The 12,527-nt window shown below is 44.9% G+C and carries 10 protein-coding genes; 6 read left to right on the top strand and 4 right to left on the bottom strand.

Features of this window, described 5'->3' with window-relative positions:
* Positions 1 to 63 precede the first annotated feature (63 nt).
* The 4 genes from PGW94_RS00500 (at position 64) to PGW94_RS00515 (ending at position 2,585) form a co-directional block, all read left to right on the top strand.
* Positions 64 to 324 carry a hypothetical protein gene (locus PGW94_RS00500; RefSeq protein ID WP_271757349.1) on the top strand — a complete coding sequence of 87 codons (261 nt, stop codon included), beginning with the start codon at positions 64 to 66 and terminating at the stop codon, positions 322 to 324.
* 53 nt (positions 325 to 377) lie between these two features.
* On the top strand, positions 378 to 515 hold the full coding sequence (locus tag PGW94_RS00505; RefSeq protein WP_271757352.1) for a hypothetical protein: 138 nt from the start codon (positions 378 to 380) through the stop codon (positions 513 to 515).
* 638 nt (positions 516 to 1,153) lie between these two features.
* A complete protein-coding gene (locus PGW94_RS00510) occupies positions 1,154 to 1,603 on the top strand; it encodes a hypothetical protein (RefSeq protein WP_271757354.1) in 450 nt (149 codons plus the stop codon).
* 766 nt (positions 1,604 to 2,369) lie between these two features.
* The gene (locus PGW94_RS00515; protein WP_271757362.1) at positions 2,370 to 2,585 is read left to right on the top strand and encodes a hypothetical protein; all 216 of its coding nucleotides are present in this window, start codon (positions 2,370 to 2,372) and stop codon (positions 2,583 to 2,585) included.
* 886 nt (positions 2,586 to 3,471) lie between these two features.
* Here PGW94_RS00515 and PGW94_RS00520 read toward each other — a convergent pair.
* From PGW94_RS00520 to PGW94_RS00530, 3 genes are all read right to left on the bottom strand, one after another.
* Positions 3,472 to 4,320, bottom strand: coding sequence for a hypothetical protein (locus PGW94_RS00520; protein WP_271757365.1), 849 nt, complete (start codon positions 4,318 to 4,320; stop codon positions 3,472 to 3,474).
* Positions 4,321 to 5,510: 1,190 nt separating this feature from the next.
* Positions 5,511 to 6,698 carry a hypothetical protein gene (locus tag PGW94_RS00525; RefSeq protein WP_271757368.1) on the bottom strand — a complete coding sequence of 396 codons (1,188 nt, stop codon included), beginning with the start codon at positions 6,696 to 6,698 and terminating at the stop codon, positions 5,511 to 5,513.
* Positions 6,699 to 7,342: 644 nt separating this feature from the next.
* A complete protein-coding gene (locus tag PGW94_RS00530; RefSeq protein ID WP_271757371.1) occupies positions 7,343 to 8,767 on the bottom strand; it encodes a hypothetical protein in 1,425 nt (474 codons plus the stop codon).
* Positions 8,768 to 9,556: 789 nt separating this feature from the next.
* Here PGW94_RS00530 and PGW94_RS00535 point away from each other — a divergent pair.
* The gene (locus PGW94_RS00535; protein WP_271757375.1) at positions 9,557 to 10,075 is read left to right on the top strand and encodes a demethoxyubiquinone hydroxylase family protein; all 519 of its coding nucleotides are present in this window, start codon (positions 9,557 to 9,559) and stop codon (positions 10,073 to 10,075) included.
* Between the two features lie 14 nt (positions 10,076 to 10,089).
* Positions 10,090 to 10,587: a hypothetical protein gene (locus PGW94_RS00540; RefSeq protein ID WP_271757379.1), complete on the top strand. Its 498-nt coding sequence runs from the start codon at positions 10,090 to 10,092 to the stop codon at positions 10,585 to 10,587.
* Between the two features lie 200 nt (positions 10,588 to 10,787).
* Here PGW94_RS00540 and mnmA read toward each other — a convergent pair whose 3' ends face one another.
* Positions 10,788 to 11,933, bottom strand: a complete 1,146-nt coding sequence (gene mnmA, locus PGW94_RS00545) for a tRNA 2-thiouridine(34) synthase MnmA (protein ID WP_271757391.1) — start codon at positions 11,931 to 11,933, stop codon at positions 10,788 to 10,790.
* Between the last annotated feature and the right edge of the window lie 594 nt (positions 11,934 to 12,527).

A 12,527-nucleotide genomic window follows, 5' to 3' on the forward strand; every position in this document is an offset into this window, starting at 1 on the left:
TGTTTTATGATGAACATGTTGCGCTATGCCTATTTTTGTTGCATTCAGAATGTAGTGTGGTGCATGGCTGAGGCCAGTATAGGCGCTAATCGGTATGGCAGAGCTGAATATGATGAATTACCGTTTGCCGCGGGATCCGGTGGTCATACAGGTAAATTTGCACTGATTACAACGCACTGCACGAGCTTTAGTGATGTACCAGATGCTGCATGTGCTGCTACTTCTCGCGCTTTGAGAACTGTGTGTATAGGCAGGTACGAAGGGCTTTATTTTTTTGGCCGAGACTCCAGCGCCACAAGGTGTAAAAGGCGATATCATGGCTAGTTTTTGATCTATTCTTAATGTTTGGTACTACATTGAGGATGCTCGTGTAAATCTTGTTTGTTGTTTTACACAGGAATCTGCAGAATGCGCATAACATTGACAGTTCCTTGCTAGAGCACTTTAAGGATGATTTTTCTATCGGAATACAGATCAGCGGAGAGGCGCCGGGGGATGGTGGTATAATAGGTTGACTCTAAGCGAGCCTTTTCTGCTGCGGTTATGTGGAGTCGTAATACCACAGTGTGCCTGGTGCATTAGTGATACTGCTCTAGTAGACATGTTAGTATGCGTAATGGGAAGCACGAAATGTTACGTTGAGTAGCTATAAAAGCATAGCGTCATAATGTAATTAGTAGCAATTTAATGCGAATAGAATGCCACGAGCAGGCGCATTGGGACAATAGCAGAAACACCTGATGCACCCGTAAATCTTGGTTTGTGGTAACTAGCTGTGCACCTTAAAGTTTTTACGGCCGAGGCAGTTTTAGGGCTATGGCACATTGTATGGATATCTTCTACACAGCTGTTATGCTGTAAAATGGCTGACCACGAAATACGAAAACAGCCTATCATTATGGTTTTTCTCAACGCACTAAATTGATGTCTCCTGCCACAAGTAACAACGAGTCTCATGCTTTCTAGAAGGTAACATTCAGTTTAAAGAATGTATGGTTTTAAACTGCACACATGCTAAAACACTCCGTTATCTCTTAGTATCTCCTACCCTGCATAGGAGAAACCTGGTGGTTTGCCAGACGTGTGACCTTGCTCAAATGTGCTACTATAGCTGTCAGTACTACATTTTATCATCTTTGTATGGGGCATGTCGTTGTATATATGGGGTTCCTCCTTAATCACGGAACAACACGGTGATAGATCCAGAGCTGCCACTAATAGTATCGCTGCAGGTATAAACGTGCAGCATACAAGCGTTGCGGCGACGGAGAAAACGCCTAAAATGCAGGAAAACACCAGTCCTAAAGGCTTAGCAGCGCAGTACAGCACTTCGCAGCCCAAATGCGATGGGCAAATTTCTGCCAGGGAAGCTACCCACATATTTACGGACGCAGATGCGTCATGCAGTATGTCACTAAAAGCTCGTACAAGAAAACCACTCACCATGGATAGAGTTAAAACCGTGCCTGATAAAACGAAGTACACAGAAGACAGAACTAGCGAGGAAACTGAAACCACTGCGGAGAGTATAGCAGAAAAGCACGCAGCAACAAATGGTACAGTAGCTGCGAGACATCCAAGTATGCGATCTAACAGAATATAACACAAACCAAACAAATAGTAGCCATATGTGTCAAAATAGACGGACCCTGCAAAGATAATGCCAAGTCTCAGTAGAGCAGGAATCACTGCTACAGCGATAATGCCAGCCATAGGGGTAAAGCGTACGCCGGCCACGTGCAGTAGCCTTAGCAACCTCCAGGTCATTGTGCCCCAAGTCCACCCAGTGGCTTCTGTGACAACACTCTGGTACAGAGTGCGAGTCGCCACTACCCAGGGGTACACGGTATAACATACAGCTCTTAATTGTTTTACTGCAGTTGTGCGCAAAAGCTTCGACATACCCACGCCGCTAATAACAGTGGCGGAATATAATAATTTATAGGGAGTGAGCAGCGTTGCCGCAAGTCCCACACTGTTGGTCATCATCACACGAAAAAAAAGGAAACCCTACGTGGCAGCAACCCGCTCTGCGCACAGCGACGGCGCCTTGTACATTGTACCATGATGTCTAAAGTGGCTCAACTTGTATATAGTCTAGCGTGTACGAACTATGAACCGAGGAACCTACCTATTTTCTTCTGCACTACAGTGACCTGGATGTACTAATGTCCCCTCGAGACAGCAACGCTGGCTCAGTTTTTTCTATACAAACACGCCTCGGCACGGGATGGAAATCTTTGTAACATTTAACATCAATGTCTACATACTCTCCCGGGGGCCTTACCCAGTTCTGTATATCGTCTTGCAATTTCAGAAAAAAGTCTTTGTCTCCCACTAAGAGCTTGTAAGTTGCAACGGGTAGGAAAATGCATAAAGAGATTGGTGATATGAGTACAGAAGGTATAACAGTAGATGCAAAAAGAACGACTGAGGAGATCAACGCTACTAATGCCATTGCGATGGCATATAGTGCTGACTGTGCGATGGATTTTAACGTCTTAACAACGGTAGGCGCAGGTGCTTTGTGGGATGCGTGCGTAGTAAACAACCCGCGTAATCCTGCTCTTGCTCTCAATACATAGTGAGAAGATTGCGATGCATACCCTTCCACGCAGGACCTAATGTGCTTTATGGGCAAGTTTCCACATACTGCGTGATGCACATTTCTTACAACGCTGCAGAGCGTAAAAAATACACCAAAAATCACAACCGCTGCCGATACCGACAGTATCATAATGAGGGCTGCAGCCAAATCCGCCAAAGCCACAATTATTCCGGATAAGCCTATAGCAAGCGGAGCAAATAAATATGCGGCGATAGGCCTCGACTTTGCACTGTCTCCACTTGACTGAGTCTGATGTCGACTGCAGCTACAAAATTGGTCACGGCGACTACTTACACCTTCTTGACGCAGTAACGACCACGAGTAATCATGAACTCTGCCTGTTTGATTACGGACAGCATACGCCATCGCTGACATCTTTAACGCGACGCACTTACCTGCGTAGTAAGTTGCAAGTAAAACAGAGTACGCGGAGCACAACAGCAATGTGCGCAACTCATGTAAGAAACTTGGAATATTTCGCTTCACACTCTGCACGAAAGCCAGCCTTTTGCTGGCGGTAGTACTTCGACAAGGCATAACCTGAGCGAGACCTTCCACGTGCGAGATAAACTAAGCGTCACACAGAAAAACGCCGCGTCAACCCACGTGCTATCCTGCAAACGCCTAGGAGGCCAATTATACACTTGGTGCGGGTGTCTGTCAATATGAGCGTGCTCTTTTAGCAACACGACCTCTTTTCTAAGACGCGAGGATGCAATGGTATTCATTCCTACAATACTTTAGAATGTATTGCACCGTTTAGCAAAACGCCGTTTTACACATATCGAACATGGCGCTAAGCATACACGATGCACCCTGACGGCATTTGAAGGTTTTTCAACCGTCAGGGTGTGGTATGAATCCTAGCTAAGTAGCGCGAGTGGCTGTTGTACAGGATCTTGTAAATCCGGTTCCAACAACTGTGTACTTATTATATTTATTGGCGCATCAACTCTAGATCTAGGCAAATCAGACCCTGCAGCACGGCAAGTTGGAAGACTTTCTACTACGTCCTCCGCATACACTCGCGTGTGCGTCTGGCGCCTTGTGGGCGTTGCATCGAAGTCACTTCTCACTTCGGAGGTTGAGTGCCATGCTGCGAAGATTCCACTAAAAGTTTGATTCTGATTTTCCCTACGAGCCTGTTGTTCCGCCAGGAATTTATCCAAAGTTCCACCTTCTCCCAGCATATCGTCTCTGAAGGATATCAGTGCTTGTTTGGCACGGCGTATATATTTTCCCGTAGTCTGAAATACGTGAGGTATTATTGCAATAATAGCCCACGCCAATACTACTTTAAATCCTTGCCCTATCACAAGTAACCCTAGTGTTATGTATGCCAAATTGAGCAATAGATCCTGTAGCGCTTTATTTCGCCTTGAGCGCGCAGCTGCTTCGTCCGCGTGAGCATCTAACAGCATTTCAATTCTGGCAGTGCTTTTACGATAAGTCGACGTTGATTCCGATAAAACTTTGTCAGTTGCCTTAGCACTTCTCACAGCATCCTTCGATTTTTGATGGTCTACAAATGCTTGGTATGTAGCCGTTGTCGCTGAGAACAGCTCAACCGCAAGAGTAAATATGAGTACCCAAACAGCGAGTCGAACAAGTATAACGTTGAAAATGATATAGCATAGAAGGAGGACGATGGGGACTGTATCGTTCGCATTATACATGCGCCTTCCCAACGTGTCTTCCGTGATTTGATTCATAAGATTGCTCCATAATTTATTTAATACGCACAGCTAATATTTAAGAGGAGATAGCATTGCTTAAGGGAGGAGTAGCGCCAAGTAGCATTGAGCACAGTAACAATACTGTAAGGCACGCTGGCCCACACGCCTTCTTTCAGCAATGTGCACCTATCACTTTTTGCGGTGTGTGCCGCTTAACAACACCTCAGCTGCTTTATGGCGTATCCGATGAGTGTTATGCAATAAATGCACAATTTTTATGATATCTCAAGAAAAATATTAATTCTTTCACGAATAAGACAGGATACCATACACCCCAAGGGCATACAAGTGAAACTTTGCCATGCGGGTAGCGCAAGACGGGGTGTTTATACTTAGTGTTATGTCGACTTTAGAATATAGACAGAGTAGAGTGGTGTGTTGTAGCGGACAAATGTAATGTGGTTATGGCACGGAGGGCATTCGTGTAATTAGCGCTGATAGGTATCTTAGCGGTGATGCGCTACTGATTTATAGTTTAGTTTGCGGGTACGTTTTTGGAAGTTTACATGTACGCCGCTGTGTAATACATGTAACTCGGTTGCTAATGTGGCAACAGTAAAACAGTTATGGTGTAAAGATTATATATCGTAAACAGAGAGGCGTTCCAGAAGGCCACTACCGCGGCACCTGCATATTGCACTATGCATTTTTGGTATAGCGTAGATAACTTTGTGTTAGAAAATGGGTCACTGAGTGCGCAGAAAATGTGGTGTACCACTTTGTTAATAAAGCAGGCCTCATGTGTACTTGTGTGACAAAACGGCAGTATTTACGTTTATATTATGCGGATTCCAATAGCTGTCACTAGACAAAAATAGAGCTTTTTGCCGACTCGAACAGCAATTCTCTCCCGGTTACTCGGGTGAGTGATAGGCGCTCCGGCAAGAGCATTTGCGACAAGGATAGAAAAGCATTAAACAGCAAGAAGTGTTCATTTGGTTGGAAAGGGGCAGTGCAGAAATCGGAGAACTCCACTACTAACTATGGCAGAATGAACCGTACCGCTATACCTGCCACTTGGGGCAGTATCGCCCGTCATCTTTCCCGGGTTGTTGACGTGCAACACAAGGAGCCACTCTCCCCCAATGTGTGTCTCTTCCGGGGGAGAGTATTTATATAGGCGCTGCTCCTGCTCGAGCTGCCACAATATGGGTGCCGCCGCTTTGTTATGCCACGCGACCTTGCTGCGTAACACTAGACATCACTTCATTATTGTCAGTAACAGTACTGCTCAGAGAAGATGATGAGGCATCACCAACTATGTCAGAGGACATGTAGTTTGATGCAGCAGAGCTGTTTTTGTGTGCGTCACATGAAGCAATCCAGTCTTCTGATGAATGGCGTCCATGCTTATTCTCCGAGAGAAGGCTATTGGTGTCGCTATTGCCCGTATCGGAATAGGTCATAACACCGGTATCCGTTGGAGTTTTGAGTCTTACAGCACAGGTTGCAAACGACGGAACCCCGCCACCACGACGGCATGAGCCAAAAGTCTCTTCGTATCCCATTGTAGCATTGGGATACAGTACACGATTGCGCAAGGTACGCACAACACGCACCAAGGCGCAAGAAACCGCCAGCATTGGCATAGCTAGCGATATCAATGCGGCAGTCACAGACACTAGTGCTGATAGAGCTAGCGAGTACACTGCTGCCGAGAAATACGCTAAACACCGAAGTACAGTAGTCCCGGATTCTGTTGTACGCACGTCTTCTTGCACGCTGTTGCAGCCGCTGTTTTGCGATTCTCCTGTACCCTGACGCATCTTGGTGTATGCAGGCACCTGCGGAAGGAGGAACTCTTTTGCTTCTGAAAACGCTTCCTTGGCAACTATACGTGCGATCATAGGTATTCTAAGCAACGCAACGAATGCTTGCGCACACACTGCTGCAGTTGTGAAAGCAGTAACGTATCCCAAAGTTACCGCTGCAGCGGCTAGCGCTACCAGGGGAAACACCAAGGCTACAGCTACAGTGCACAGCACCAAAGCGCCACAGGTTGCGTGGTGCGCAATAAGCCTTCGAATGCCCAATCGAGGAACACGCATGGTCTGCACGTCCTGGCCTGTTGGCCCATAGTGTGAGGAGGTATCATATGCAGAAATCTTCTCAAGGGCAAATATGCCAATCTTAGAGACCACTCGTGCTGCGGTTACAGCAGCGCATATCCAAACATCTGCAAGCACCGACGCCATACCCTGAATACTAGGAGCTGCCCCGGTTAAAATCTTCTTGGATACTTGTACACTTTTTGGGATGCGGGGGTGTACAGAACCGCCATAATGTTGTTTCTTAGACACATCAACACCACAAATGTTACTTTTAAGACGAAGTTTTGAGGAAAACGCGCGCATGACTCAACGCACACTCAATTCTACACCATTGTGCTTAAAAGTAGCAAGAGAGAGAGCAATCATACTGCTTCAAATGTCGCTCCATGGATTGAAATAGACAATTAGTATTTCGAACTGTGGAGAGCTCAGCTCCAGCATGGGAGATATATCTAGCTGCGTAGAATGAGCTCCACATGGTGCCAGAGCCGTAAAAAGTTATCCGCTAAACAAAGCGTGTATACATGGTAGTCTATTATTGTACAGTAGGGTAAGTGCCGCACGTTATGTTAAAGCGTGCTAGTTGTGTGGATAAAAATAGGTGTGTCGCGAGTAAAAGCTGTACCATGTGCACTTGACTATAAGATTTACACTGCATGGCTTGAGCTTTACTATGTACCACACTTATCCGCTGCTCTGTACAACTTGCCTTGGACGCACGATGCGGAACAATCAAGGTCGCGATGTTACGGGGTGTTCTGGATGACGCTCACATTAGAAGTATAAAGTGCGTTATGAGCCTGGTGAGCTTTTATAGATTTGCATACCGAGACATGAGAGGGTGGTTGCAGTCATACGTAATTAAGATTTGCAGTGCTCATGGATATACATGGTATCAGATTCCCGGGACGTATGTTGCCTCCCGGGTTCTGATGTCAACGTAGCTGTTACTTACGTTGAGAATTCGCTGTTGATGCCGTGATATCCACGCCGTCGGTTATACTTCCCGGTGTGGCGCTATTTGCAACATCGGCAGTAGTACGTGTATCACTACTTATAACTTCAGGTGCTTGAGCGTTTAGGTGAATACTAGAAGAGCCAGCTTGTGAAATACTGCTATCGGTAGGAGATCTTTGTGCGGTATCCGGAACCATTTTTTCCGAGTCGGAGCTATAGCGGTCAGAAGTGAAAAACATCTTTTTCAATGCCTCGAACATCCTTGTTACCCCAGATGCAATAACAGAAAAGGCCTTTTGAAAAGGAGATGAGATAAACTTGAACATGCTAACCATACCGTTGGACATACGCTTAAAGAAGCGCTTTATTCCAGATGACCTTCCTATATAGTCTTCTACGTCTTCTATATCACCTACATCACTTGATATACTAGCGTCTGCAGGAGTAGTATGCTGCAGCGGCGCACTGTACATACTTCTGGCACTGATAGACTCATCAGGAGTGTTAATTGACAGAAAGAACGTATCTACAGGGTACGTGCCCGGTGCCTCTTCAAAAGCATCTGCAAACCTACGGCGAGACGATAGAGTACTGCCAACAGGAGGAAATCCAAATTCACCAAGCTCATCATGGACACATGCGTCTATGTCTTCAGATTTGCCACCGGGAAATGCCAACAGGGTGCGAACGTTTTCATATCTTATACTTTTTTCGTCGTCAGCTACTGTAATATCGTACCTTAGGTGTGCTGCCACCTTGCCATCTACCCAGTTAAGAGGGTATAAATGGGAGTACACAGAAATCTTTCTCTCATCGATGCACCTTATGTAAATGCCCTGTTTAGGAGGTACAGCCTTGTCTTCTCCCGCATCATATGACGGACTTCTGGGTTCACCACTAGCCAGCACAGTAGAAAATGGGAAAGATACCATAGAATAAGTATTCAGTGTAGTGACTAGTTCCTCTATCAACAATGGATGCGCCACAACACCAAGGTTCCTGTGCCGTGCTATCTCCATAAGCAGCTTAATTTGGCAAAAAGCATCCCTTCGGGCATAGTATGGATCCAGATTTTGCTGATAATCACTGACTGCGATTCCCACTAGACCACATATATCCTTGATGGGGAAGTATTGGTTCTTATTGCGTGACGACATCGCCCCGAATTGTGTGGATACGCCCGATGTCTCGATAGGTAACCCGTTTATGTATATTGCTGAACAGTAGAGGTCCGCAATCGTTGCCCTTCCATCACGTACGCGATCCTCTTCGGTCCGTCGCATGTCATTTGTTACAGTGGATTTCCGTAGCATTTCTGATATAACAGTCAAAGATCTCAGTCTGTTTCTTATTAATACTGAGTTGCCTTCGTTAGGGTGTTGTTCTGGCATAGTAACCTCATTAATACCGTTCATAACAGAAGGCTTAGCTGTGGCGAGGCGAATTGCACGCAGCCAACTTCTGTAGAATATTAGGTTTCACTAAAAGCCCTCATCTGTGCGCCATAATGCAGTCCTATCAGATGAAGATATCACTGTAGACGGAGCTAACCCTCTGAGGAGAATGAATAGAAAATTCTTTTTGCAGGAATACGATTACAACTAAGTGTGTCTACCAAGATCCAGACCATACTCCTAAGATTTAAAGAGTGAGCTGGGTACCTACACGTAATGTAGAGTACAGCGTCTACCTTAGAAAGAAACATCGGAAAAATTTTTTCGTTTACACGAATTTGCCTTGAATAACCAGCATTCATTTCGGATATCTTCAAAAACCTAAGATTCTTAGCCATCATACTAAAACAAATTAATGTAATTTAAAATTAAAATATTAACAAACAAACTATTTACTCCGACTAGTCGGAATAAGACGAGGCAAACTATTTGTTGCATGATAAGTCTGTCATGTCTTAATGTGTCGCGGTCTACATGTTTATTGTGTGCTGTAGTAGCTTGAAGAGAGCAAAATGTTTTTACTCTTTTCCATGTTGTGTTCATGAACAGTGACGCAGAAAGACATTGTGTCGCAAATTTTAGTATTTAAAATTTTCTTCTACTGAAATGCGGCGTGTAGTGTCGTATGTTACAGAGGTGGAGAATACTCATATGCTTGCAAGTGTACTTATTGAACAGTTGCCAAAGCTGGGGAAAGGTATAAAAATGACAGTGTTCCGAGATTGGCCGTAATAGGAAATGGGGTGTGTCATGAGGCGTGAGTGTGTGGAGAGTATGATCAGGGTGAATCATGCTGGCGAATACGCTGCCGTGTGCATATACCATGGTCAAAAGATGGTTCTACGAGATTCTCACGAGGCAGAGAAGATTGAAGAAATGCGGCAGCAAGAGTTAGTGCACTTTAATTATTTTGATAAGGTGATATGCGAGAGAAGAATACGTCCTACAGTCTTTATGCCGGTATGGCATGTGGCTGCTGTTGCATTAGGATGTGTTACCGCTATCATGGGAAAAGAAGCAGCAATGGCTTGTACCGAGGCGGTTGAGGAGGTCATTTGTGAACATTACGATGAGCAGAGTGGTATATTAGAGCGCAGTGGTCGGGAGCATGAGTTGAGAAAGGCTATAATGCAATTCCGTGAGGAAGAGCGCGAGCATATGGAAGTTGCAGTTGAGCAGGGTGCAGAGCATGCGCTTGGGTACAGAGCACTTTCTATGGCTGTAAAGGCTGCGTGTAGAGTAGGGATAGCTGTTTCCAAGGTGTGGTAGTTTAGAAGGGTTATATGGAAGAAGTGCAACTGGGGGCTCATGTTCGTGGTGGTAGGAGATATGCTGCACCTACAGTGGAAGATTTTGTTACTTTTGTAATTATGACTACACTGGTATGCTGCGAGTTTTTCATGAGTGGTATTACTCGTGGCTTTACTCCTAGGTTTGACATACTGTACATGGTTTTTATGAATAATCGACGTAATACTCCAGGGTACTTTTCCATATTTTGTGTTGGTCTACTCAGGGACTTTCTGTACTTTTCTCCGGTGGGGTCTTCTTCAATAGTGTGCGTTTTGTCTAATGCTGTTTTGGATAAACAACGGCTTTCGAGCTTTCCTGTCTTTGCGCGCTGCATGTTACTGATATACGGTGTGCAGTGGGTGATAGGTAGCGTGATGAGTTGGCAAGTCTCTCCGATTGTTGTTCCTGTAATGCAGCAAGTTCCGCTGTTTCTTTTGGTAGGAATTATTCTTAGCAAGGGACAAAGAGTTTACCCGTCTGTGAGGTAGTGTGTACATGGCTGCACTGCTTGGCTGCTGACCAAGTAATACTAGTGGTTATGTATCTCGTGATCTAGCGGGGGGCAATTTGTGTTGAGAGAAGTTTTGTAGGGCACTGCAAGGTGCGTATGTTCCTAAGCATACAAAAGACGCCGTGGACCGGCATCCAACTTGTTACAAATGGCAGCTGTGTTTATCCTTAGCAGTGTTTACGATGTTGTGATTTGAGTGTATTGCGGAGGGTTTAATATCCAACCACCGCCGAGCATGCGCTCGTTGTCATATACTACACAAGCCTGGCCAGGGGAGACTACGCATCCCTCATTTAGTACAACAGTGCTTTTACCGCTAGTACCGTCGTGTGAAATTGTAGCCTCTACAACGGAGTACGAGGAACGCAATCTTGCGCTTACAGGCAACCCTTGTTCTGGTATCTTATCTTTAGATAGCCAGTTCAAGTCTTTAAGGAACAGCTTGGTTTTCATCAGTGCCGACGATGGCCCGACGATTACGCTGTTATTTTTGTGATTAATTGCTACTACATACAGCGGGTAAGAATAGGCTATGCCCAGTCCTTTGCGCTGTCCTACGGTGAAATTAGCTATGCCGTCATGTTCGCCAAGGATTGTGCCATCCATGTGTACTATATTTCCCTTTTTTGTAGTGGAGGGGTCCAATATTGATAAAGTTTCTTTGTAGTTCTTGGAGACAAAGCATATGTCTTGGCTATCCGGCTTATCAGCGACCTCTAAATTGAAGTACTGGGCCAACTTTCTAACGTCGCTTTTAACTAATGCTCCGAGTGGAAATCTTACGAATTCTAGCTGGTCAAGAGTTATTGAAAATAAAAAGTAGCTCTGATCTTTTTTCTTGTCCAGGCCAGACCATATTTGTGTTTCCCCGTTAACTTCAAGCCTTCTAACATAATGTCCAGTAGCAACAACATCTCCGCCGACAACACGCGCCATCTTTAGCATATCTCGAAATTTTACCGTTTGGTTGCATTTTATGCACGGTATAGGGGTCTCACCCGACTTATATGAGTTTATAAAGTCACCGATTACTTCTTTGCGAAACACTTCTTCGTAATTTAGAACATAATGCGGAAACCCAAATAAGGCAGCAACTCTTTTTGCATCAAAAATGTCCGTGCTACCACAGCATGATTTTCCATTTGAGGTACCTGAAGGATTACTATACAGCTGCATAGTGGCTCCTATTACTTTGTACCCCAGTTTGTGTAACAACACCGATACGACGGAACTGTCCACGCCACCGGACATTGCAACGACCACCGTGGTATCTTCAGGCCGTTTTCCAGCGACTAGAGGATTAAGCTGTAAACTACGCAAAATCTCATGCATCGAGGAAAGGAAGCAAAGGTACGAGGGCTAATTGTATGATAGTTTGCATTAGGCTTCAACGAGAAAAGTCTGTTATTCGGAAACCCCCTATGGTGTGGTACATACTTAGTGCTCGGTGAAGTTCTATTGTACGCAGCAGGAAAACAAGAATATACCCAATGTCAAAGAGTGCGCACCAGGTATGCATCGTTGGCGCGGCGAAAACACATCAGAGTGAATTCTGCACACTGTTAGGAGACTAGTCATGCTCCGCAGCGAGGGGTCAAAGTAAGTATCCGTAGACGCTATTTGCCCATTATCAACTATTTTGCGTTTCTCATCTTTTTAAAATAACAAACTTTGGGGAGATATCAATAGGTAGTATCTTAGGTTATATGTGCAGGAGTAGAAGTACTAGAGCTCTCGTCTAATACCATACTCGCGGTTGGAGCAGTGACGGCAAAAAACAATGTGCTCATATGTCAACATTAGCGTTATTTTGTGACAGATTACCAACAATGTGGTACGCATTACAGTATTATGTTAATGCAAAGTACGAACAGTACAGGTTATTTGTATTGTTAAATGCTGTTTGGAAATATAAGA

Source organism: Candidatus Anaplasma sp. TIGMIC (assembly GCF_028204095.1).
Taxonomy (GTDB): domain Bacteria; phylum Pseudomonadota; class Alphaproteobacteria; order Rickettsiales; family Anaplasmataceae; genus Anaplasma.